The organism is Geobacter benzoatilyticus (assembly GCF_017338855.1).
Taxonomy (GTDB): domain Bacteria; phylum Desulfobacterota; class Desulfuromonadia; order Geobacterales; family Geobacteraceae; genus Geobacter; species Geobacter benzoatilyticus.
Map to the genome: position 1 here is coordinate 3,068,210 of NZ_CP071382.1, position 24,264 is coordinate 3,092,473.

The 24,264-nt window shown below is 56.3% G+C and carries 20 protein-coding genes and 5 tRNA genes; all 25 read right to left on the reverse strand.

Annotation, left to right across the window (positions count from 1 at the left end):
* Positions 1-16 precede the first annotated feature (16 nt).
* Positions 17-1,318, reverse strand: coding sequence for a trigger factor (tig, locus tag JZM60_RS14215; RefSeq protein ID WP_207163075.1), 1,302 nt, complete (start codon positions 1,316-1,318; stop codon positions 17-19).
* A 109-nt stretch (positions 1,319-1,427) separates the two neighbouring features.
* Positions 1,428-1,510, reverse strand: a tRNA-Leu gene (locus JZM60_RS14220).
* 62 nt (positions 1,511-1,572) lie between these two features.
* Positions 1,573-1,649: transfer RNA gene (locus JZM60_RS14225), tRNA-His, on the reverse strand.
* A 13-nt stretch (positions 1,650-1,662) separates the two neighbouring features.
* Positions 1,663-1,739 (reverse strand) — tRNA-Arg (locus tag JZM60_RS14230).
* A 6-nt stretch (positions 1,740-1,745) separates the two neighbouring features.
* Positions 1,746-1,823, reverse strand: a tRNA-Pro gene (locus JZM60_RS14235).
* Between the two features lie 47 nt (positions 1,824-1,870).
* Entirely contained in the window at positions 1,871-2,470 is a 600-nt protein-coding gene (locus JZM60_RS14240; RefSeq protein WP_207163076.1) for an XTP/dITP diphosphatase, read from the reverse strand.
* Positions 2,467-3,183, reverse strand: coding sequence for a ribonuclease PH (gene rph, locus JZM60_RS14245; protein ID WP_207163077.1), 717 nt, complete (start codon positions 3,181-3,183; stop codon positions 2,467-2,469). The genes JZM60_RS14240 and rph overlap by 4 nt, the downstream gene beginning before the upstream one ends.
* Before the next feature lie 47 nt (positions 3,184-3,230).
* The gene (locus JZM60_RS14250) at positions 3,231-4,337 is read right to left on the reverse strand and encodes a DHH family phosphoesterase (RefSeq protein ID WP_207163078.1); all 1,107 of its coding nucleotides are present in this window, start codon (positions 4,335-4,337) and stop codon (positions 3,231-3,233) included.
* Positions 4,338-4,722: 385 nt separating this feature from the next.
* On the reverse strand, positions 4,723-5,241 hold the full coding sequence (locus JZM60_RS14255; protein ID WP_207163079.1) for a ComEA family DNA-binding protein: 519 nt from the start codon (positions 5,239-5,241) through the stop codon (positions 4,723-4,725).
* A gap of 38 nt (positions 5,242-5,279) precedes the next feature.
* Positions 5,280-6,866 carry a citramalate synthase gene (gene cimA, locus JZM60_RS14260; RefSeq protein ID WP_207163080.1) on the reverse strand — a complete coding sequence of 529 codons (1,587 nt, stop codon included), beginning with the start codon at positions 6,864-6,866 and terminating at the stop codon, positions 5,280-5,282.
* A gap of 105 nt (positions 6,867-6,971) precedes the next feature.
* Positions 6,972-8,189 (reverse strand): aspartate kinase, encoded by a 1,218-nt coding sequence (locus JZM60_RS14265; protein WP_207163081.1) that lies wholly within the window; start codon positions 8,187-8,189, stop codon positions 6,972-6,974.
* Positions 8,190-8,246: 57 nt separating this feature from the next.
* Complete coding sequence (gene tsaE / locus JZM60_RS14270; RefSeq protein WP_207163082.1) at positions 8,247-8,729, reverse strand: tRNA (adenosine(37)-N6)-threonylcarbamoyltransferase complex ATPase subunit type 1 TsaE; 483 nt, start codon at positions 8,727-8,729, stop codon at positions 8,247-8,249.
* A gap of 6 nt (positions 8,730-8,735) precedes the next feature.
* Entirely contained in the window at positions 8,736-9,185 is a 450-nt protein-coding gene (locus JZM60_RS14275; RefSeq protein ID WP_207163083.1) for a CBS domain-containing protein, read from the reverse strand.
* Between the two features lie 19 nt (positions 9,186-9,204).
* Entirely contained in the window at positions 9,205-10,746 is a 1,542-nt protein-coding gene (locus tag JZM60_RS14280) for an NAD(P)H-hydrate dehydratase (protein ID WP_207163084.1), read from the reverse strand.
* Positions 10,743-11,123 carry a holo-[acyl-carrier-protein] synthase gene (locus JZM60_RS14285; protein WP_207163085.1) on the reverse strand — a complete coding sequence of 127 codons (381 nt, stop codon included), beginning with the start codon at positions 11,121-11,123 and terminating at the stop codon, positions 10,743-10,745. The genes JZM60_RS14280 and JZM60_RS14285 overlap by 4 nt, the downstream gene beginning before the upstream one ends.
* Before the next feature lie 7 nt (positions 11,124-11,130).
* Positions 11,131-11,850: a pyridoxine 5'-phosphate synthase gene (locus JZM60_RS14290; RefSeq protein ID WP_207163086.1), complete on the reverse strand. Its 720-nt coding sequence runs from the start codon at positions 11,848-11,850 to the stop codon at positions 11,131-11,133.
* Complete coding sequence (glmM, locus tag JZM60_RS14295) at positions 11,851-13,206, reverse strand: phosphoglucosamine mutase (RefSeq protein WP_207163087.1); 1,356 nt, start codon at positions 13,204-13,206, stop codon at positions 11,851-11,853. It lies immediately after the preceding gene.
* Positions 13,207-13,229: 23 nt separating this feature from the next.
* Complete coding sequence (locus tag JZM60_RS14300) at positions 13,230-13,628, reverse strand: CdaR family protein (RefSeq protein ID WP_207163088.1); 399 nt, start codon at positions 13,626-13,628, stop codon at positions 13,230-13,232.
* A complete protein-coding gene (gene cdaA, locus JZM60_RS14305) occupies positions 13,625-14,437 on the reverse strand; it encodes a diadenylate cyclase CdaA (RefSeq protein WP_338148860.1) in 813 nt (270 codons plus the stop codon). Before cdaA ends, JZM60_RS14300 begins: the two co-directional genes overlap by 4 nt.
* 19 nt (positions 14,438-14,456) lie before the next feature.
* The gene (gene folP, locus JZM60_RS14310; RefSeq protein ID WP_207163089.1) at positions 14,457-15,329 is read right to left on the reverse strand and encodes a dihydropteroate synthase; all 873 of its coding nucleotides are present in this window, start codon (positions 15,327-15,329) and stop codon (positions 14,457-14,459) included.
* Entirely contained in the window at positions 15,329-17,155 is a 1,827-nt protein-coding gene (gene ftsH, locus JZM60_RS14315) for an ATP-dependent zinc metalloprotease FtsH (protein WP_207163090.1), read from the reverse strand. The genes folP and ftsH overlap by 1 nt, the downstream gene beginning before the upstream one ends.
* A gap of 119 nt (positions 17,156-17,274) precedes the next feature.
* On the reverse strand, positions 17,275-18,663 hold the full coding sequence (gene tilS / locus JZM60_RS14320) for a tRNA lysidine(34) synthetase TilS (RefSeq protein ID WP_207163091.1): 1,389 nt from the start codon (positions 18,661-18,663) through the stop codon (positions 17,275-17,277).
* An 81-nt stretch (positions 18,664-18,744) separates the two neighbouring features.
* Positions 18,745-18,821, reverse strand: a tRNA-Met gene (locus tag JZM60_RS14325).
* 72 nt (positions 18,822-18,893) lie between these two features.
* The gene (gene recD / locus JZM60_RS14330) at positions 18,894-20,672 is read right to left on the reverse strand and encodes an exodeoxyribonuclease V subunit alpha (RefSeq protein ID WP_207165620.1); all 1,779 of its coding nucleotides are present in this window, start codon (positions 20,670-20,672) and stop codon (positions 18,894-18,896) included.
* A complete protein-coding gene (gene recB, locus JZM60_RS14335; RefSeq protein WP_207163092.1) occupies positions 20,662-24,264 on the reverse strand; it encodes an exodeoxyribonuclease V subunit beta in 3,603 nt (1,200 codons plus the stop codon). Before recB ends, recD begins: the two co-directional genes overlap by 11 nt.

Genomic DNA, 24,264 nt, shown 5'->3' on the forward strand with positions numbered 1-24,264 from the left:
TCCTCCTGAAGCGATATTAGAGTTCATCTTTGGATACTTCGGTTACAACAGCCTTTTCCAGCAAATAACCAAGAACCTTCTCCTCGTTCAGATGTGCAACGAGGTTCTCCTTGGCGTTGTGGTTCTGCTCGTAGAAGCTGTTAACACGCTCAAAATCCTGACCTGCTTCCTCAGCCACGGCGCGAAGTTTTGCCTCAATATCGGCTTCTTCAACGGTAATCCCTTCCTTCTTTGCCACCGCGTCCAAAAGCAGCGATCCCTTAACCTGATTTTCAGCAGAATCGCGATACTGAAGTTTGAACTTCTCGTCATCCATCCCCATCATCTCGAGAGAGAGCCGTTGCTGGGCAAGACGGTTCTTCATGTTCGACAGCATGATTTCAAGCTGCCGGTCAACCAGAGTAGACGGAACTTCAATCTCATTCTTATCAATCAGTTCCTTCACAAGGCGATCCTGAAGTTCAGACTTGATTCGCCCGTTTTCCTGGTTCTCGTACAACTCAACCAGCTTGGCTTTAAGTTGGTCAAAGGTTTCAAACTCACCAAACTGCATGGCGAATTCGTCATCAAGCACCGGCAGCTCCTTGACCTTTATCTCTTTAACCGTAACACTGAAGCTGGCTTCTTTCCCGGCCAACTCCTTATTACCGTACTCTTCAGGGAATGTTACAACAACCGTCCTCTGCTCTCCGGCCGTTGCACCAACAAGCTGATCTTCGAAGCCGGGGATGAAACGACCGGAACCGAGCTCAAGCTGATAACTTTCCGCGGCTCCCCCCTCAAAGGGAACACCATCGACCGACCCTACAAAATCAATAACCACAAAGTGGCCAAGAGCGGCACTGTTACCCTCTTCCAGCGGCTTCAGCTCTGCCATCCCCTCACGCATCTCGTTGAGACGCGCTTCAACCTGTGTATCATCGGATACGAACTTCTCTTTTTTCACCTGAAGACCGGCATAATCCTTCACATCGATCTCGGGGAGCACTTCCACCGTGGCCGAATATTTTAGCGGCGCTCCCCGCTTCACTTCGTCACTTTCAATATGCGGATGAGATACGGGGAATATCTTATGGTCAGCCAGCGCCTTGAAATAAGTCTCGTCAAAAAGATTCTTAAGGACATCCCCTTCCATCATGGAACCATAATTCTTTTCAACGAGCGAACGGGGAACCTTTCCCTTCCTGAAGCCCTTGACGGCGGCACGTTTTTGAATCTGTGCATAAACCTTGTCAATCTCGGAAGTTACTCGTTCGGCCGGAATCTCGAATGAAATCTTCTTTTTTACGCTGCTGATCGACTCGATAGTACTGGTCATCGCTTACCCCTTGTCTTTTAGTGGAATATAAATTACCAGAGACCTAACTGAATGGGAAATAGATTGATTGAACATCTTCGGGGGGGCATCCTCTGCATAAACTGGGGGATGGTGCGAGAGAGGGGAGTCGAACCCCTACGGTTGCCCGCTGGATCCTAAGTCCAGTGCGTCTGCCAATTCCGCCACTCTCGCAAAATCTAAAACCACAACTTTACATACGAAGAAGCCCCGTTTTCACGGGGCTTTGCTGTAATTGGGGTGGCTAGTGGGATTTGAACCCACGAATGCATGAGTCACAGTCATGTGTGTTGGACCCCTTCACCATAGCCACCATAATTTGGGTTTGGCACGCCTGAGAGGATTCGAACCTCTGACCTACGGATTAGAAGTCCGTTGCTCTATCCAGCTGAGCTACAGGCGCAGAGATTGGTCGGGGTGAGAGGATTCGAACCTCCGACCCCCTGCTCCCAAGGCAGGTGCGCTAGCCAGGCTGCGCTACACCCCGCAAGAAATGAATTGATAACATACCCTTCAGAGGCATGCAAGCTTTTTTTATAAAAAACCGCTATCAGACAATCGCGCCTTCAGCAACGCCAAGGCCCTGCCACGGTGGCTAAGGCTGTTTTTTCTTTCCAGCGACATCTCTGCCAGGGATTCGCATTCACCTTCAACCAGAAAGAGAGGATCATACCCAAACCCATCGCTCCCTTGCGGAGATTCCAGAATGGCTCCCCTCAGTTCACCGGCAAAGGTGGCGCACGAACCATCGGGCGTGCAAAGTGCTATCACACAATGGAATGCCGCACCACGACTTTCAGGAGGTACTTCTTTCAACGCTTCAAGAAGTTTTGCATTATTCATCTCATCAGTGGCTTTATCACCCGCGTAACGGGCCGAAAAGACACCGGGGCTCCCGCCGAGAGCATCAACGGCCAGACCGGAATCATCTGCCAGAGTCGGAAGCCCGGTTATTCCAGCAATAGTTGAAGCCTTTTTTACCGCGTTTTGCTCAAAAGTCGCTCCGTCCTCCTCAATTTCGGGAAGATCAGAAAAGTCGTCAAGCGATAATATCCGGCAGGGTATTCCTTCAAGAATCTTCCTGATCTCCATGAGTTTGCCCATGTTTCTGGTGGCAACAATCAAACTGTTCACCGTGAAAGCACCTCTTTCTGGATTGCGAACAGTTTTTGTATGCCGTCTTTTGCAGCGGCGCGCATGCCATCCATCTGCTCAATGGTAAACGGGACCGACTCGGCAGTGCCTTGAACTTCAACAAAACGGTCAGAGGATGTCATGACAAAGTTCATGTCCACTTCAGCCGATGAATCCTCGACATAATTGAGATCGGTAAGAATTTCTCCCTCGACGATTCCAACACTGAGCGCCGCAACGGCTTCCATTATGGGGATTTCCGGCAGTGAACCGCGCTCCACAAGCATGCGCATGGCATCAACAAGTGCAACATAAGCGCCGGTTATGGAGGCGGTTCTCGTACCGCCATCGGCCTGAATAACATCACAGTCGATGATGACGCTGCGCTCGCCGAGAAGCGTCAAATCCGTGACGGCCCGCAGAGAGCGTCCAATAAGTCGCTGTATTTCATGGGTCCTTCCGCCAATTTTCCCCCTGGCAGCTTCCCGCGCAGAACGAGTATGGGTTGCGCGGGGGAGCATCGAGTACTCGGCGGTAACCCAACCGGTACCTTTCCCCCGGAGAAATGGAGGAACGTTCTCTTCCACTGAAGCGGTGCAAATGACCTTCGTATCGCCAAATGCTACAAGTACCGAACCTTCGGCATGTTTAGTGAAATTTCTGGTAATACTTACTTCCCTGATGCTGCATGCACCACGACCATCCGAACGCATAAGTCTCCCTTTTTCCAATAATATTTAAATGGAAAGTAAACGAAAGACTAGCTGAAGTCAATCCTGTCCGTCTGACCGTCCCGTGATGCTTCCCTTATAACATCTTTTCCCCTGAGCTCACGAAGAGCTAGCGGGTTACAATCTGTCACCTGAAGTTCAGCAAGTAACCTTTTAGTTAAAAAAGCTTCGATTTCAGTGTTTGCCGCCGGCGAGTCGGAAACGTCTTCAATCTTACCGCCAGCCATCATCCCATGCCCCCCGGCACGCCCCCTCCCCTCCACGAGTCGCTGAATAAGCAGGCCGGAATTCATGTCATGACGAATGGTGCGCAAAGACAGAATTACCCCGTCACCGTAATGTCCCATGGCGAGGACAACTTCAATCCCCTCCAAGCGGACAAAAAAATCTGCCATCTCCGCAACAATCTCCGGAAAACTCACTTTGCTGAGGTTTGTCACCAGGAGTTTTCCGTAAATCTTTGCATTTTCCAGTGCGCTGCTCACCATCATGTAGTATTCGACAGGTAGTTTAGGATGGGTAATTTCGTAGAGGAGTTTCTTGTTGGTGAGCGAGAACAGACCGAAATAAGCGTCCCGGTCTGGCTTGTTGGCCTCCCGCCCGAGGTCCTGCGTTTCAGACTTGATGGCATAAAAGAGGGCCGTCGCCAGTTTTGTGCCGATATACACTCCTTGCGCAACTAGATACTCGAACAGAATGGTTGCCGTAACACCGTAATCATCCCGGATATCGACCCATCGGCAAAGCCGGCTCGGTTCCCGCATCGGGTGATGATCGACAAGTATGTCCACCTTCACACCGTCAGGCAGAGAATTGTTTCCCGTTCCCGGCTGGGTATCCAGCATACAGATTACCGAGAATTGCCGCAGATCAAGCAATCCAAGTGGAGTGAGAGGCATCTCTAGCGCCTTTGCCATGGCTAGGTTTTCGCTCCGGCATATCATTCCCGAAAAAGCAATCACCGCTTCACGATTGACTGTCATCACAAACAGATGGCGAAGGGCCATGGCAGAAGCAAGACAGTCAGGATCAGGGTTATCGTGAACGACTATAAGTATCTTTCCCTTTCCCCGGACCCAGTTAAGCATCTCATCCGTAAAACGCTTTGTGTCTTTAATATCAAGCCCGAATTCCATAGGCCCCCCCAAAAAGCACTGTTCAAACAAAAAAAGAGGGGAAAGACTTTGCTTTCCCCTCCCTGTGCCTTGCCGGGATATATCGTCTAGCCCAGCAAGAGATTATTATTCCTTGCCCGATTGGCTAATATCGTCGGATCCAGAACCTCACCACAGCAGGTGCACTTCCAGGCATCAAAGGACCTTACGAAATCGTAAAACTTCTCAGTGAACATTCTTCCCTTACATTTCGGACATCTCATTGGCAGCCCCCCACTGTGAATTTTTTTGTGAGTGCACAGGAGGTTTCACCATATATGCCAAACGACCCATTTTTTAATGATTGAAGCTGGAGGCCCGCACTAACCTTAAAAAAAACAGTGCGTATTCGACTAGATACGGACTGCTAAAAAAAATTCTTTATTTGGTCTACTGTCTTTGGACCGATCCCGGGAACGCGCTCAAGGTCCTCCACAGAGCTGAAAGCGCCATTCTGTTGACGGTCGAAAACTATCCTCCGGGCAAGCTTTGGGCCGATTCCAGGAAGTACCTCCCAGTCAGGAGCATGCATGACATTGGGGTCAAGGGGAATACCTAGAAGAATCATTTCGGTAACTGGCATCATTTCTACTGATATTTCAGTATATTTACCCCCTACGGAATTGAAAGAAACCCTTTCGCCGTCTCTCATGCACCGGCCAGGTTCACGCATCACAATTTTATTTGCAGGAACTCCAGAGAGCGCCATATTTATGACGCCTTCCAGTTTCACCCCACGCGGGAAATTGTAGATACCGGATTTTCCGCGGACACCCGCGACCTTGATCCGAATGGAATCTGGATTTTCATAAGAAAAGGCCATGGTTGCCGCCTTAGGGGGAGACAAACCACGGCCTTTAACAAACACAAGGAGAGTTGCCAGCAAGGCAAGCCCCCAGAGCGCGAGAAGACGCGCCCTCACATTCACTTTTTAGCAGCCTCGCCTTCGTCGGAACGATGGAGTTTGTACTCGATGCTGTCGATCAATGCCTGATAAGAAGCATCTACAATATTTTCAGAAACACCAACCGTCCCCCACCGTGCTTCCTTATCGCCGGATTCGATGAGAACCCGCGTGGACGAAGCGGTACCTTGTCCGGCAGGAAGCACACGCACCTTGTAGTCAAGGAGTTTGACTTCCTTCAGTTTCGGATAGAATTTCTCCAGTGCTTTCCGGAGGGCATTGTCGAGGGCATTAACTGGGCCGTTACCTTCAGCGGCAGTGTGTTCCACCTTGCCCCCCACCTTTACCATTATGGTCGCCTCGGAGAACGGCTTCTGATCCTCATGCCGCTTCTCGTCAATGACGCGGAATCCTATCACGGAGAAAAATTTCCGGTGGGTGCCGAGAGCCCGCTTCATCAACAGCTCGAACGATGCCTCTGCCCCTTCGAACTGGTAGCCGCGGTTTTCCATTTCCTTAATGTTGTCAAGGATCTCAAGAGTAACCGGATCCTTGCTGTCCATGTTGATTTTAAACTCTTCAGCCTTGGCGAGGATGTTTGAGCGGCCCGAAAGATCCGAAATCAGTACCCTGGTCATGTTGCCGACCCGTTCGGGACGCATATGCTCGTAGGTCTCGGGATGGCGCTGAATGGCGCTCACATGGACCCCGCCCTTGTGAGCGAAGGCCGAATTCCCCACGTAGGGCTGATGCTTGTCGGGAGAAATGTTTGCCAGCTCATATACCAGACGGGAGATATCCCGCATTTTTCTCAACTGCTCATCGCTTATGCATTCCCTCTTCATTTTGATGTTGAGAGCAGGAATGATGGAGCAGAGGTTGGCATTGCCGCAGCGCTCGCCGAATCCGTTGATCGTCCCCTGAACCTGCACTATCCCCTCGTTGACCGCGTGGATCGAGTTGGCAACGGCACACTCGGAATCGTTGTGGGTATGTATTCCAAGGGGTGCTGAGATATGCTTGCGAACCTCGCGGATAATCTCCACGAGTTCGAACGGCATGGTGCCGCCGTTGGTATCACAGAGCACAATGCAGTCGGCTTTGGCATCTTGGGCAGCCTTGAGGGTTTTGATGGCGTAGTCGGGATTGGCCTTGTAGCCGTCGAAGAAGTGCTCGGCATCGTAAAAGACCTCAGGAACCCGTGCCTTCAGGTATTCGAGGGAGTCGAAAACCAGCTCGAGATTCTCTTCGAGGGATATCCGAAGCGCTTCGCGGACATGAAAGTCCCAGGTCTTGCCGAAAATCGTACAGACATCGGGCTCAGCCTGCACAAGGGTCTTGAGGTTGTGGTCCTTGTCAGGGGTTATCTTGGCGCGCCTGGTCGAACCGAAAGCGGCGATTTTAGCCTGACTGAGCTTCTCCTTCTTGATGTCCTTGAAAAATGCGACATCCTTGGGATTACTGCCTGGCCACCCTCCCTCAATATAGTGTATTCCAATCTCGTCAAGCTTGTGGGCAATACGGATCTTGTCTTCAACGAGGAACGAAATATCCTCTGCCTGAGTACCGTCACGGAGGGTGGTATCGTACAGTTTAACTAAGCTCATGTATTCACCTTTGAAATGAAGTGTTATATACGCGTATAGCGTTTAGCATGCCGGCATTGCCGGACACTAGACGCTATACACGAATACGCTGGAATTTCTTGGTAACTATTTGCCGGAAAGCCCGAATGCGTCGTGGAGAACCCTCACGGCAAGTTCCGTGTACTTGGCGTCGATCACAACAGACACCTTGATTTCGGAAGTGGATATCATCTGAATATTGATACCCTCCTGCGCAAGGGTCTGGAACATTTTGGTGGCAACACCGGCATGGCTCCGCATCCCGACGCCGACAATAGAAACCTTGGATATGCTCTCGTCAGCCTCAACACCGGTGGCTTTGATCTCCGCAGCCACTTCCTTGGTGATGGCAAGGGCCTTTTTGAAGTCAGCCTTGGTTACGGTAAAGGTAAAATCGGTGAGATCGCCACCACTGACGTTCTGGACGATCATATCGACCGAGATATTGGCATCGGAAAGGGACGACAAAATCTTGGCGGCAATCCCCGGCTTGTCCGGTACGCCCAAAACGGCAATCTTGGCTTCATTCTTGTCGTAGGCAATACCCGAAACGAGTACAGCTTCCATGTCCTTATCCTCCTTGGTGACCATAGTCCCTTGATTTTCATTGAAACTTGAGCGGACATGAATGTCCACATTGTATTTTTTGGCGAACTCGACCGAGCGGATCTGAAGCACTTTCGCCCCGAGACTCGCAAGCTCCAGCATCTCGTCATAGGAAACCTTGTCGATCTTGCGGGCATCCTCACAAATGTTGGGGTCAGTGGTATATACGCCGTCAACATCGGTGAAAATTTCACAGACATCCGCCTTCATGGCGGCAGCCATGGCCACGGCCGATGTATCGGAACCGCCACGGCCAAGGGTTGTGACGTTCCCGTCCTTGTCTATACCCTGGAAACCGGCAACGATGACGATGGATCCATCCTTTAGATCCGCCCTCACTTTAGTGTCGGGAATCTCTTCTATGCGAGCCTTGCTGAAGACGCTGTCGGTAATGATCGGCACCTGCCAGCCATGATACGATTTTGCCTTGTAACCCATGGATTTTAGGCACATGGCCAGAAGCGCTATCGATACCTGCTCGCCGGAGGCGACCAGCACATCGTACTCGCGGTTATCCGGAAACTCGCAAACCTCGTTGGCCAACGCCACAAGCTTATTGGTTTCACCAGACATGGCCGAAACGACAACCACCATATCGTTGCCCGCGTCGTAGGTCTTGGCGACCCTTTTGGCAACATTGCGGATCCGTTCGATCGATCCCATCGAGGTGCCGCCGTATTTTTGGACGACCAGAGCCATCTACCGTTCCTCCTTTACGTATCAATTCCTAATGAATACGCCACTTCGCGTCGTCCCTTAATAACAGGAATCAGGACGACGGTCAAAACATTTTTTTAATAATGCCTTATGGTTTGAACCGTGGGGGATAAAGTCGATACGACGCTCCGTATCCCCCAAATATTCGAACCGAATGTCAAGGCGTTCTGAAGGGAGTTCGGCGCCCAGACGTTCGGCCCATTCCACAAGGCAGACGCCATCTCCATGGAAGTAATCGTCGAAACCGAGTTCTGCCACATCATCACCACCGTGCAGACGGTAGAGATCGAAGTGATAAAGCTTTGTTTTACCCTGATATTCATTCAGAAGGGTGAATGTGGGGCTCGTGATGGGAACTGAAGCATCAATTCCTAAACCGGCAGCCACCCCGCGGACGAACTGGGTCTTCCCGCAACCGAGATCACCGGTCAGGGCAATGAAGCTTCCCGGTTCAACCAGGCGGCCGAGCTGCTCCCCCAGGGAGACTGTTTCTTCAACGCAATTAGAACAAAATGAAATCACGACGTCTTACTTGACCATGGTTCTGATAAGGTCGATGCGCGAAACAATCCCCACAAGCCGCCTCCCGTCAACCACCGGAACGGCATGGAGCTTTTGGCTGCTCATGATATCAGCCACAACGTTGACCGGCGTATCGGGCGTCACCGTTTCAACAGTCTCGACGTATATATCGCCAACGGTCTGTCCGGTCATCTTCTGGAGTTCCTTCTCGAATTTCTTGTCGCTTTCCAGATAGAGAACCCAGTCAAATAGAGAAATGACTGTGGGTATATGGAGGCTTTTGTCCTGTTCGATGAGGTCCGACTCCGTCACGATCCCGATAAGGTCGCCATTTTGATCCACAACAGGCACACTACCGACCCGGCGGGTAGTGAACAGCTCCGCCAGATCCCTGATAGTGGTCTCTTTTTTCACCGACACGACATCGGCAGTCATTATATCCCGTACTTTAAGCATAGTAAGTCCTTTCCCTGTATTAGGAACTGATTGATTTAAATGCCAAGGGGAGCCGCTCCTGCACATCAACCGCCGACATTCCGGTTTCTCCCTTGTCGGCAGCCACCAGATCCGCCGCATGGCCATGGATGAATACGCCAAGCTTGCAGGCATCAAAGGGAGAATAACCCTGCCCGAGGAGTGAAGCGAGAACACCCGTGAGCACATCGCCCATGCCACCAGAGGCCATTCCGGGATTGCCGCTGCCGTTCACGGCGATGCGGCCGTCCGGCGCAGCCATGACCGTACGCGCCCCCTTCAAAACGAGATGCACGCCATATTGGACCGCAAAGGCCCGCGCCGTATCTATCCGGGCCGCCTCCACCGCAGTCGTTGCGGTACCGGTCAGGCGAGCCATCTCCCCGGGATGGGGAGTAAGCACCAGACATCGGCTTTTTTTACGCGTCAGCACGTCCAAATCTTCGGAAAGCGCGTTTAGTCCGTCGGCATCGATCACGAGAGGAGCTTCTATGGCGGCAACAAGCCGGCGGATCAGGCTTGCCGCATCAGGATGCCACGACACGCCCGGCCCCAGGGCGACAGATGATTTGCCGGGAATTGCCTCCAGTGCCACAGGAGCAGCAGCCTCCGAAAGGCGGCCACTACCGTCGTCGGGCAGAGGCAGAGTCATCGCCTCCGTCGTCTTGACCTCAAGGATGGCGTTGAGGCTTGCCGGAACCGCAAGGGTCACAAGTCCAGCACCGGAACGGACCGCACTGTTGGCAGCCATGGCCGCGGCGCCGGTCTTGCCGGTGGAACCGGCGATAACCAGACAGTGACCAAAAGTCCCCTTATGGGCCTGCCTGTCCCTGGGCCGTACCAGAATTCGGGCGGCATCGTAATCAACGAATTCAATCCCTTCAACGGCCTCGGAGACCTGAGGGGGAATACCTATATCCACCACCCTGAGCACGCCACAGTGTCCGGCGCCGGGATACAGGACGTGGCCCAGCTTGGCCAGGGCAAATGTAACCGTAAGATCGGCTTTGATAGCAGTGCCGAGAACCCGGCCGCTCCCCGCATCAATCCCCGAGGGGATATCGACAGCCACTACCGGTTTGCCCGAGGCGTTGACAAGATTGATAGCTTCGGCGAGACCGCCGCGCACATCGCTCTTTAGTCCGGTCCCGAACAGGCCATCCACAATAACCGATGCGCGCTCAAAAAGCGGGGCAAACGGGGCTAGCCCCTCCTGCGGCGAAAACGTTACGGTTTCAGAATCCAGGCGCTCCAGGTTGACGAGTGCGTCGCCGACAATCTCTTGACGCCGGGCAAGGACGATGGTCCTCACTTCCCATCCCTCCTGCCGCAAAAGCCGGGCGATCACATAACCGTCGCCGCCATTGTTTCCCTTGCCGGCAACAACGAGCGCCATCCGCCCCGCGGCCGGTCCGAACCTCTCGGCAATGGCCGTCGCGCACCACTTGCCCGCATTCTCCATTAGGCTTATGCCCGGAATGCCGAACTCTTCGATGGCGCGGCGGTCCATCCGCTGCATGGTTTCGCCGGTGACAACCTTCATAGACGCTCCAGAACCACCATTGCAACAGCGAAGTTCCCGTCATGGGAAAGGGATACGAACGTCTTGGAAAGATCCATATCGGTGAAGATCTGCCGGGCCTTGCCATGGAGCCGCAGTTCCGGTTTGCCCAGGGTGTCGTTGACCACCTCCACGTCATGCCAGGTCAACCCTTCACGAAGCCCAAGCCCGCATGCCTTGAGAAAGGCCTCCTTGGCGGCGAAGCGCAGGGCATAATGCTGGGCGCTATGGGCCTTGCCGGCACAATACTCAATCTCGTGGGTGGTGAAGAGCCGCTCGAAGAGACGGACATTGCCCTCCTCAAGAAGGCGCTCGAAACGGCTGATGTCAACGATGTCAACCCCGGTACCGAAGATCACTGATGCCTCACGCGTACTTTATGAGATCGACCATATCACGCACCGCCCGGTCGAGACCCATGAAAACCGCCCGGGAAATTATCGAATGGCCGATATTGAATTCCTCGATGCCGCCAAGGGACGCCACCTTCCTGATGTTGTTGTAATTGAGTCCATGACCGGCATTGATGCCGAGGCCGAGTTTGGAGGCAAGCTTAATGGCATTTTCAATCCGCTCCAGTTCGGCCTGCTCGGTTTTCCAGTCCTTGGCCTCGGCAAAAGCTCCCGTATGAATCTCGATATAGTCAGCCCTGACTTTGCTGGAAGCCTTCACCTGATCGGAGTCGGGATCAACGAAGAGACTCACGGCAATGCCGCCGTCCTGGAGTTTCTCCACCACCTCGGCAATCCCCTGCATGGCAATGCGAACGTCAAGCCCCCCCTCGGTGGTGAGCTCCTGACGCTTTTCGGGTACCAGCGTACACATGTCGGGCTTAACGGCAAGTGCAATGGCAACCATCTCAGCTGTTGCAGCCATCTCAAGGTTCAGTTTGGTCTTCACCGTCTGGCGCAGGAGTTTCAGATCTCGATCCTGAATATGACGGCGATCCTCCCTCAGATGGATAGTGATGCCGTCGGCCCCGGCCAGTTCAGCCATTGCAGCCGCCGTCACGGGATCCGGTTCGGATCCTCCCCTCGCCTGCCTGATCGTTGCCACGTGATCAATGTTTACGCCAAGTTTTGCCACCTACTTTCCTCCGATCTTCTTCTCGACCAGTTCGGCAATATCCTTTGCCCATCCGGTAATCTGGTATTTGTCCTGCCCTTCAAGCATTATCCGCAGGAGCGGCTCGGTACCCGAATAACGGATAAGGATGCGCCCCTCATCCTTCAGCTTTTCCTCGACTCCATGGATCAGAGCAGCCACCTCGGGGATCGTCATGATGTCCTTTTTCTCTGCAACCCTCACATTCACAAGCACCTGGGGGAGCGGAATCATGACCTCGGCAAGCTCGGATAGAGTCTTGCCGCTGCGCCTCATGATGGCAAGGACCTGAAGGGCGGACAGCATTCCATCGCCAGTGGTGTTGTGATCCAGGAAAATCATATGGCCGGATTGCTCGCCGCCGAGGTTATATCCCCCCTTAATCATCTCCTCGACAACATACCGGTCGCCAACGGCCGTCTTGATGACCTTCCCTCCGGCTTTCTTCACGGCAATGTCGAGCCCCATGTTGCTCATGACGGTGGCCACCAGCGTATTCTTACGGAGCTTCTTCTGCCTGATCATATCGGTGGCGCAGATGGCCATAATGTGGTCGCCGTCCACTTCATTGCCGAACTCATCCACAAAGATAACCCGATCGGCGTCCCCGTCAAGGGCAATGCCCAGATCTGCCCGATGTTCCTTGACTGCCTCGCTGATCACCTCGGGATGGAGGGAACCGCAACCGGCATTGATATTGGTGCCGTTGGGCTTGTTTCCGTACGGAATAACCTCTGCCCCCAGTTCCTCCAGAACCGCCGGCGCCACTTTGTAGGCAGCCCCGTTTGCACAGTCCAGAACAATTTTCATCCCCGAAAGATCAAGCTCCTTGGGAAAGGTGTTCTTGAGGAAAACTACATAGCGCCCAACGGCATCATCTATACGGTAAGCTTTACCAACCTCCGTGGCTATGGGGCGAAGAGAATCTATCTTTTGGGAGAAAATCAGATCTTCGATCTTAAGTTCCATGTTGTCAGGGAGCTTGAAGCCGTCCCTGGAAAAGAACTTGATGCCGTTATCCTGGAAAGCGTTGTGGGACGCGGAAATGACAACCCCCGCATCAGCCCTCATGGATGACGTTATATTGGCTATGCCTGGAGTGGGGAGCGGTCCCACCACGAGCACATCGACCCCCATGGAGCAGATGCCCGCAACCAGGGCATTTTCGAGCATATAACCCGAAAGGCGGGTATCTTTACCGATGACGATACGATGCCGCCGGTTGCCGTTTTTGAACAGATAGGCGGCAGCCCGGCCAATCTGCATGGCCATTTCCGTAGTCATGGGATAGACGTTCGCCACGCCGCGAACGCCGTCGGTTCCGAAGAGCTTCTTCATGGACTGACTCCTGTCAAGGCAATTTATTGCGGTTTATGGACTGTACTGGAACGAAGCAGCCTGAGTTCGACGGTTGAGGGGAATAGACGTGTAATTTCAACTTCACTGGGGAGCCGGAGCCGGCGATCAAGCCCTGCATACAGGGTCTTTCCCTCCCCTATCCCCCTTGCGTCGAGGGGAATGATAATCTTTTCACTTCTGAGCTTCAACAAAAGAATTCTGGGTCCGGCAACGGTCACCACAACCTCCCGTGGAACGGGACCGGCAACAGCAAAACCGGGAGCAAGATTTCTCACTTCAAGGGGAACGGTAAGTTCCATCTCGGCCGTGCGCCTTCCCGTTACACCGGCCCACACAATCATGGCCAGCACCAGTGAAAGCAGCTTGATATCCCAATTTTTAACAAAATCACGCCAATTCATGAAGAGAACCACCGTGGCTCAATGAGCCGTCTGAGAGCCTTTCGTAGGCTGCCCGCATCGGGCAAGGGCATAAGCTTGCCACCGGCAACCACGGACATCTGCCCGGTCTCTTCTGAAACCACGAGAGCAACGGCATCAACCACTTCAGTCAAGCCCAGGGCAGCCCGATGACGGGTGCCGAGGCTTTTGCTGATGGCGGGATTTTGTGAAAGCGGAAGAAAACATCCGGCCCGCGTCAGTTTTCCCTTCTGAATAACGACGGCGCCATCGTGGATTGGAGAATAGGGAAGAAATATCGAGGTAAGAATTTCACTCGTTATTTTTGCATCAATCTCGGTGCCTGTCTGCAAGTGAACCGCAACCCCCATCTCGCGTTCAATCACGATGAGGGCACCATGCCGGCGGGCTGAAAGATCAGCCATAGCCGTAGAGAGACCATCGATGGCCTCCGAGGCATCTTCGGCAGCATGAATTTCTACTTTACTACCGCTTCGCCCAAGGCTGACCAGACCGCGCCGCAAATCCTGCTGGAACACAATGGCAAGAATTATGATGATTGAGCCGAACATGGAGCTCAAAATCCAGTGAAGTGTATCAAGACCTGCAAGACTGGTAAAAAAGTAAAGAATTCCGAGAGAAGCAATTATTAGGAGAAGACGCGCGGCAACCTTCCCCTTCAGGAAAAGGATGATCCGGTAGATAATAATGGCGACAACCGTGATATCCAACAGGTCTCGCCACCCGAAAAACTGAAGTGAATCTGACATTTTGAGCACCAGACCGCAGGGAGTTCGGCGGCGTTGCATCATGGAAGGAGTAGCTGTTGAATCAATAAAAACCGGGGTGCAAGACAGAATGGGCCATGTCGGCCACATCGCGCATTTCCCGTACATCGTGAACACGAATAATTGTGGCACCGCAGGCAACGGCAAGGGCCACCGTGGCAGCGGTGCCGAAAAGCCGCTGATCAACGTCACGACCGAGCACTGTGCCGATAAAAGACTTGCGCGATGTTCCGACAAGAACAGGAAGTTCAAGGGAAGAGAAGTCCCGGAGACGCCTGAGGATCTCCAGATTTCCCTGAACGCTCTTGGCAAACCCTATTCCGGGATCGACAACAATCCGCTCCTTCGCGATCCCTGCTGCCGTTGCTGTTGAGACGGAACAACGAAGGAAATCCATAACCTCGGCAACAATGTTGCCGTAGCAAGTATCCTTCTGCATGATGTCGGGCCTGCCGCGGGTATGCATGACCACAAGTCCCGCGCCAGCCTCAGCGACCGTTGCGGCCATGTCCTGATCAAAGGTGAGGCCGCTTATGTCATTCACGATTTCTGCGCCGGCTCTGATGGTCGCGCGAGCCACCACAGCCTTATAGGTATCCACCGAAATCGGAACAGGGATCCGGCCCGCAAGACGCTCAACCACGGGAAGGACCCGGCGCATCTCCTCGTCGGCATCCACCGGCATAACATTGGGCCGGGTACTCTCCCCACCGATATCAATAATGTCAGCGCCCTCTTCCACCATCCGGAAGGCGCACTCTTCAGCGAGGCCCAGGTCGATATATCTCCCACCATCGGAGAAGGAATCGGGATTTACGTTCAGTATTCCCATGATACAGGGACGACGCGAAAGATCGATCGACCTCTCAATCAGGCGCCAGGATTGCGGCGACACTGCTGCCTCGGGAATCTCCATCAGGAAGCAGGTGTTGCCTCGGGAGGCAGATCCGAACCGCTTACTGACTTGATTATCTGGTCAACTTCATCACCAGTCAGATTTTCCTTCTCGATGAGTTGCATCGAAAGCTTGTGGAGCGTGTCAATGTTATCCCTGAGCAGCGTAGTCACACGGCTGTAGCTATCCTCCACGATTCGGCGGATCTCCCCGTCGATCTCAACCGCAGTGGCTTCGCTGTAGTTCTTATGCATCGACATGTCGCGGCCCAGGAAAATCGACTCCTCCTTCTTGCCGAAGGAAACAGGCCCCATCTTATCGCTCATACCCCACTCGCAGACCATCTTGCGGGCAAGTTCCGTAGCCCGTTCGATATCATTGCCTGCGCCTGTGGTCAGGCTGTCGAAAATGATTTCCTCTGCTGCCCGGCCACCCATGAGGACCGCAATGCGGTTAAGGAGCGCCTCTTTCGAATAACTGTGCTTGTCCTCGGCCGGAAGCTGCATGGTGATGCCGAGCGCCCGTCCGCGAGGGATAATTGATACCTTGTGAACCGGGTCGGAACCAGGGATGAGTTTTGCCACCAAAGTATGGCCCGCTTCATGGTAGGCGGTATTCTTCTTCTCGTCCTCGGATATGACCATGCTCCGGCGTTCGACACCCATAAGGACTTTGTCCTTTGCGTCGTCGAAATCCGACATGTCAACCACGTTCTTATCCTTGCGAGCAGCAAGAAGCGCAGCCTCGTTCACCACGTTGGCCAGATCGGCGCCCGAAAAACCGGGGGTTCCGCGGGCAATGACATCGAGATTGACGTTGGGCCCCAGGGGCGTCTTTTTGGTATGAACCTTGAGAATCATCTCCCGCCCCTTCACGTCGGGTTGGGGAACAACAACCTGGCGGTCGAAGCGGCCAGGACGAAGGAGAGCCGGGTCAAGAACATCTGGACGGTTGGTGGCAGCAATGAGGATTACCCCCTCGTTGGACTCGAAACCGTCCATTTCAACCAGAAGCTGGTTAAGGGTCTGCTCGCGCTCATCATGTCCGCCACCGAGTCCTGCACCGCGGTGGCGCCCAACGGCATCAATCTCGTCGATGAAAATGATGCATGGAGCGTTCTTCTTCCCCTGGACAAAGAGGTCACGAACCCGGGATGCACCCACCCCTACGAACATCTCCACAAAGTCTGAACCGGATATGGAGAAAAAGGGAACGCCTGCTTCACCGGCCACGGCACGGGCCAGGAGAGTCTTGCCGGTTCCCGGAGGGCCAACCAGAAGTACCCCCTTGGGAATACGGCCGCCGAGTTTCGTGAACTTTTTGGGATCCTTCAGGAACTGAATGATCTCCTCAAGCTCCTCCTTGGCTTCGTCAACGCCGGCAACATCCTCAAAGGTGATGCGCCCCTGCGCTTCAGTGAGGAGCTTCGCACGGCTTTTGCCGAATGCCATGGCCTTGCCGCCTCCGCCCTGCATCTGACGCATAAAGAAAATCCATACACCGACAAGGAAAAGAAGCGGGAACCAGGAGATGAAAATGGAGAACCAGGAGACCTTCTCCTCCTCCGGCTTGGCGGAGATGCTGATTTTCTTCTCGAGAAGCTTGTCCGAAAGCGTGGCATCCTGGGGTTTGTAACTCCTGAACTCCTTGCCGTCGGCAAATTTACCGATAATCTCGCTCCCCTGAACGGTAACCGCATTTACCTTACCCGCATCGACAGCGGCAATAAAGTCGCTGTAGCTCAAACGCTCATGGGTAGTGCGAGGTTTGTTGAACAGGTTAAAGAGGAGAATCATCATCAAGCTGATTACAAGCCAGAGAGCCAGGTTTTTGTAGAACTGGTTCAAGGTTACCCCCGTTGATTTATCCTACGGCCGTCAGGCCTTTTGTATTCGCACTATTATCTAATTAATTGAGGAAAAAGCTACCATAACCCATGCCGGTTGACAAGTCATTTAAGGGCAATTCACGAAGGCGAAGAGACCTCGGCGAGCACCGTGCGGACAGTATTTTCAGAGACACGGGCAGCATGCCCGGTTCGGAAACCACAGACCCAGACAAGTTCATCATTACTGAAGACCAGCGGGATCAGACGACGGCGCTCACGCGCAACCTTCCCATCAATGAAAATATTCTTAACTTTTTTACTCCCCGCCATGCCCAGAGGACCAATACGGTCGCCAGGGCGGAACCCTCTCACAAGCCACGGAAACGGCGCATGGTCCAAGTCGAAGCAGGCCCGTTCAGGAGGAAATTTTTCAAGATCTTCAGGCGGCGGGGCAATCTCGACCCTTAACTCAGCTCCTCCGGGCAGGGGGTAACACCCCGGTCCGTCGACAACCAGGGACTCATCCCACCCGCCACCGTCGACTCCCCGGCTGAAAGCAACGGTTCCGTAAGCCCGAACCACTGCAACTCTTCCCGGCAACTGAAGTCTGAAATTCGGCTTGCGTGAATGAACAATCTCGTCAACCTGACGGACATGGGCAGAACTTATTCCCCACAGCCCCCCCGTAACCAGGGACATGGCTCGCCGGTAAATGCGGTACCGAACTCCCCGCAATTCCGCATGCAGCATATTAACATCAAGAACTACACCTTCAGCGTTAATCTCCCGCGCAGTCCGCTTAAGCGAGGCATCAGCAACCGCTTCAAGCACTTCATCGTCGGCTGCCAGAAGATCGGCAGTCACAGCAAGGCGCCTGGAGATTTCGGGGTTGAAACGGGAAAGCGCGGGAATGAGCTCATGACGGATGCGGTTGCGGGTAAATACCGTGTCGGCATTGGATGAATCTACGCGGAAGCTGATTCTACGGGTATGCAGATACCCCTCGATCTCGGATCGGGAAAGGGTGAGCAGAGGCCGTACGTAGCGGCCGTCCCGACGGGGAGACATGGCAGCGAGACCCGTAACGCCGGCCCCCCGCAGAAGGCGCAGCAGCACTGTCTCTGCCTGGTCGTCGGCATGGTGGGCAAGGGCAACTGACCGGGCTCCGTAGCGCACCGCCGTCCGGTCGAAGAAATCGTAGCGGGCGCGACGTCCGGCATCCTCCAGCGAGAGTTTATCACGGATACTCAAGGACCTCACGTCTGCCCGTTCACATTCAAAGGGAAGACCGCGGGATGTGGCAAGCTCCGCCACGAACCGCTCGTCTCCATCAGACTCATCACCACGAAGAGAATGGTTCAGGTGGGCAACGACAATATTCAAATGCAAGCCGGACAGGGAAAGAAGAATATCGAGAAGAGCAACGGAATCGGCACCACCGGAAACGGCAACAACCACCGTATCACCGGGAGTGAAAAGGGAATGCTCGCTGGACAAGGCAAGGACTTTTGCGAGGACCGATCGCACCGACTAACTCCATGGCGCCCCTTTGGCAAGGCGTGGAAACGAAAAAACCCCTCTAAGTCCAAGAGGGGTCAGTTCAGTTATTGGTGGCGGTGCAGGGACTTGAACCCCGGACACTACGGATATGAGCCGTATGCTCTAACCAGCTGAGCTACACCGCCGCAAGAGAGACGTGACAAATACCCCATCTTTTATTCGGTGTCAAGAAAAAACTCTCGCAACATCCCGACCCCTTACTTAGCCAGAGCCTTCCGCAAACCCGACCTGCGCTCGACCCGGCGGGCCACAGCGGTATTAAACACAGCTTCTCCGCACCAGAGTCCAGCCGCCGCGCGGGCGCGGGTGATGCCGGTGTAGAGTAGTTCACGGGTCAGCACCGGGCTCTCGACGGGGGGAATCACCATGAGTATCTTGTCGAACTCGCTCCCCTGGCTCTTGTGGACCGTCATGGCAAAGACCGTTTCATGGTGAGGGAGCCGCAGAGGCGACACCTTCCGGACCCCTTCGGTTGCGGAGGGAAAGAAAACGGCGAGGTTACCGGGATTCTCGGGGTCGGGAAGGGTGATCCCGACGTCGCCGTTGAAAAGCCGTAAAGCGTAATCGTTGACGGTCACCATGACCGGCCGCCCCCGGTACCAGCGCCGATTCGGGGAGATGATCCCCCTGGCGGCGAGTATCCGCTCGATTGCACCGTTCAAGCCGGCAACGCCATATCGTCCCTCCCGCACGGCACAGAGAACCCGGAACCGGTCGAAGGCTGTCAGGACCGCTGCGGGATCGTCCTTGGCGAGGTAGTCGCCATATCCGTCAAGAACCTCCGGCGACAGGGCCTGCTCCAGTGCCTCGACGGACGGAGTCTCGCGCCAGGTCACGCCGGAGGCGCCCCCATCGCGGAGAAGCGCCAGGGCTCCGACCCCGTCGCCGCCGTTTATGGCACGGCTGAGGGCCCCAATGCCGCTGCCGGCGCCAAAACGGTAGTTTTTGCGAAGGATGACGAGGGAGTCGGCAAGGGGCGAGGGTGGTTCATCAGCAGAGTCCCGTTCCAGCCGCTCGCCGGTGGTCTCCTCGACAAAGCGACGGAACTCCGGCGAATACAGAGGGGTATCGCCCGTATCGTAGATGTCGCCAAGGACGGCGCCGGCCTCCACCGAGGCGAGCTGGTCCCGGTCCCCCAGCAGAACAAGCCTGGCCTTGGGCGCCATTGCCTCCACAAGGCGGGCCATGAGGGGGAGCGCCACCATGGAGGCCTCATCGACCACCACCACGTCATGGGGGAGCAGGTTCCCCCGGTGGTACCGGAAGCGGTTGGAGCCCGGAATCACTCCCAGGAGCCGATGGATGGTCGTCACCTCGTCGGGAATCCGATCCTGCACCGGGGTCAAGCCGGCAAGCCCCTCCCTGGCCCCGCGGATCGCATCCTTGAGCCGCGCGGCGGCCTTCCCCGTGGGCGCCGTGAGGGCGACGCGAAACCCGTCACTACCGGACTGCTCCAGGAGCAGGGCGATGATCTTGACGACGGTGGAGGTCTTGCCGGTTCCCGGCCCACCGGAGATGACCGTGAAGCCGCTGTGCAGAGCCGCTGCCGCCGCTACCCGCTGCCAGTCGGTCTCCCCATCGGCGGGAGAACCGAAGAGCCGCGCAATCCCATCACGTAGGATAAGGCCATCTACCGGATATAAACTTCCGGCTTTTTCTATAATTTTTTCGGCAAGTTCGGTTTCATATTTCCAATATCGGTAGAGATAGAGCCGGGTATCGTCAAGGACCAGCGGAGCAAACTCACCGGGGTTTCCCACCACGCCGGAGGAGCGCAGGAGGTCGGTAACGCGGCCGCTCTCCTCTTCCCCTCCCGCCTCGGCGGCGAGATCGACACAGATGTGTCCCTGGCCGACGGCATTGCTCACCCGGAGGGCCGCCCGGCGCAGCTCATCGCTCCCGCTCCGGGCAAGGCGGCAGAGGAAATCGGCGAAGCGGAAATCTATGTCGCGGTAGTCGCTGGTTTCAGAGGCCATCATGGTGCTCCTTCAGTGCCACGAGGCAGGAGGTCAGCTCATCGATGAGCCCCTTGGGGGGGACATCACGATAGATGCCGTAGTCGGGACGCTCGGGGTCCACCCCCCGGAGAAAGACATACAGGGCACCGCCAAAGTGGGTTTCGTACCGGTATCCGGGAACCCGCTGCGCCAGGTGGAGGTTGAGGGCCACCGTGTAGAGTAGGTACTGGAGCGGATAGAGCTTGCGCTCCATCTCCCGGCCCAGGCTCTCGCGGCCGTAATCGTCGACCCGGTTGCCGAGATGGTTCGACTTCCAGTCGATCAAATAGTATTTCCCACTATGCTGGAACACCATATCCATGAAGCCGCGCACCATCCCCTGCACTGGAGCGAAATCAAGCCGGGCGGCCACTTCAGCAAGAGTGGCACCTTCGGGAAGAGCACCCCATCTGCGCAGCACCGCCGCCACCTGTTCGGAGCCCACGAACCGGAGCGGGAAGAAGAATTCCATCTCCGCACGCCAGCTCTTCGGCGCCAAGTCGGCCAACCGGAAAGCACTATCCCCTTTGCCCATGGGGGCATCCAGGACGTTGCGAACCATGGCACACACCGCCCCGCGCCACTCATCGCCGAAACCGTGGCGCGCCAGTTCCTGGGCCGCAAGGTTTTCCACTTTGGCATCAGCGGCATCGGCAAAATCGAGGTTCTCGAAAACGGCATGGAGGACGATCCCCGCCCGGGATCCCCTGGGGAAGGCGAAGATGGTTCCCTCTGCCGGCAGGACCTCCTCGGCGATCTCTGCGGACTCGGCAGTGACGGCGGCGGGCTGGTCCCGGTCGGGAAGTTCCTCCTCGGGACGATGACGGGCCGCAAAGGAGGTGAAGCTCGCCACCCGCCAGTCGCTCTCGATCTCTCTGCCGAAGGGGGGGCAGACGGGAGTTGCCGAGCCCCCCGTTCCGGACCGGAAGCGTGGGGCTTCGGGCGCAGGGTCCACGGTGACGGCAATGGCCCCTCCCCCCTCATGCTTCAGGCCGTCAAGACGCTCCAGGAGCGCCTCGTCGGTGATACCCTTCATCACCTCGCCGACTGCCACCGTAATGTCGCCTTCACGGCTGTCGCCGGGATGGTGGAGGAGATAGGCCAGGGCCGATGTCTCCGCGTAGCGGAACTTCCCCCAGACCAGGTAGCAGCGGTGCCTGGCCCGGGTAAGAGCCACATAGAGGAGCCGGACGTTTTCGGCCAGGGCCTCGTTGCGCGCCTTCAGGCGGCGCGTTCCGTACTCATGGGAGCCGAAATCGGCCACCATACGGTAGCCGTCATGGCAGACGGCCGTGTCGCCGTCATCCCTGACGCCTCCCCAGGTGAAGGGGCAAAAGACGATGGGGTATTCGAGCCCCTTGCTCACGTGCACGGTCACGATCCGCACCGCCTTTTCGTCCGATTCGAGCCTGATCTGGTACTCCTCGTCGGGAGGGGGCGAATTCACCCGCTCGCCGAACCAGGCGCAAAGGGGGTCCACGCCGAGGCTCCTCTCCACGGCGGCACCGTGGATCACCTCGCCGCAGTGGAGGACGTTGGTGAGCCGCCGCTCCCCGTCCGCGAGGGGAAGGAGCCGCTCCCGCACCCCCTCCCGGGCCAGAAGGGTTCGGAATATGGTCATGAAGCCCCGTCCCTGCCAGAGTTCGTGGTACTCCCGGAACGCTTCAAGGCGCTCCTCCCATCCCTGCTCGTCCTCCAGGAGGCGGGCGATGTCGTTGCCCGACACGCCGAGGATGGTTGTGGCGAGGGCAGCCCGCACCCTGGTCTCGTTGGATGGTTCGGCGACCGCCTCCAGTATCCGGCAGATTTCCCGGGCCTCGTCCGTGGCAAAGAGGCTCATGGCGCTCTGGACCACCGACGGGATGCCGAGCCCCCGCAGCCCTTCCTGGACAAGGGCAGCCTCCTTGTGGCTCCGGACAATGACGGCGATATCCTCGGACACCACCCCCCTGCCGTCGATGGTCGCCCGCCCCTCCCGGCCGTCGGCCAGGAGCCCGGCGATCTCGGCCCCCACCGCTGTCACGATCCTTTCCCGGGCCGGCCCCATGGAGATGCCGGCGCCGTCCTCGGGGGTCCGCGCCATGAACCAGAGCTGGAGGGGGGCCGGGTCGCGCCCTTCGAGGACGAGGGGTTCCTCCCGTTTGGCCGCCGTCACCTCTGGGTAGCCGATGGCCTCCACCACGAAGGGGGTCTCCCGCTTCTGCCGGAACAGGGTGTTCACCCCCTCCACCATGGATGGAGTTGACCGCCAGTTTTGCCCCATGGTGAAGCGGGCTGTCGCGGGGACGTCGTCCCGGGCCTCCAGGTAGGCGAAGATATCGGCCCCCCGGAAGCTGTAGATGGCCTGCTTCGGGTCGCCGATGAGGAAGAGAGGAGTGGCCGCGTCCCGGTAAATCTCCCTGAAGATCCGGTACTGGACCGGGTCGGTGTCCTGGAACTCGTCGATGAGGGCCGCCCGGTAGCGGCTGCGGAGACGCTCGGCAAGGTCGGCACCGGTGGGCCCCTGGAGCGCCCGGTAGAGGTCCGTCAGGAGGTCGTCGTAGGAGCGGACGGCACGTTCGGCCTTGAGGACAGAGAGCCGCTCCCTGGCGAAGGTGTAGAGCCCCCCCCGGAGGGCCTGATAGCGCATCTCCACGAGCCGGAACATCCGGTCGCACCGGTCGAAAAAATGGTGTTCCGGCGGCTCGTTTTTTTTCAGGGCCTGGCCCAGGATAAAGGCAGTGGTGAACTTCTCGAATCCAGGACAGAGATCCCACGGATTCCCGGAAGCCAAGTAATCCGTCATCCCCTCCAAAAGGCCGGGAACCAGATCTCGGTGATAGGTTTTCTGAGCACGGCTCAATCCCTTGTGGGTGGAGATAATCTCCTCGATCTCCCCCCGCTTCGCCTCCCACAGGCGGGCCAGCTCGTCGTAGAGGGCCTCGCACTCCCGGACAAGGGCCGTCACCTCGTCATCGCCGTAGAGGGGGACCACCAGCAGTTCCGGATTGCCCAGCTTCCCCCGCAGGAAGCGGGCAAGCCCTTCGGAGGACCACTTGAGCCGCAGCGCCTGGGGCAGGAGCGGCGCCTCGGCGCCGAAGAAGGTACGGCGCCAGAAGTCGTCCACGATCTCCTGGATGAGGGGGTTCTGGTCGGCCAGAAATTCCGTGTCGTAGAGGGAGCCGCTCTCGAAGGCGTTTTCCTGCAGGGCCCGGAAGCAGAAGCCGTGGATGGTGGAGATGGCGGCGCAGTCGAAGGTCCGAAGCGCCAGGTCGAGGCGCCGGAGGGCCTCTTCCGTTCCCGGCCATTCCGGGCGGCCGGGGTCGGCCATGCTCAGCAGGAACTCATCGGTGGTCGCTCCCCCGGCAAAGACGTCGCGGGCCTCCCGCAACCGCTCCCGGATCCGGGAGCGAAGTTCCTTGGTAGCCGCCTCCGTGAAGGTAACCACGAGGATTTCCTCGGGCTTGAGCCCCCTTTCCACGACAAGGCGGAGATAGAGGCAGGCGATGGCGTAGGTCTTGCCGGTTCCGGCGCTGGCCTCGATGAGGTTGCGCCCCGAAAGGTCAATTGTGAGGTTGTTGTAGGTTTCCAT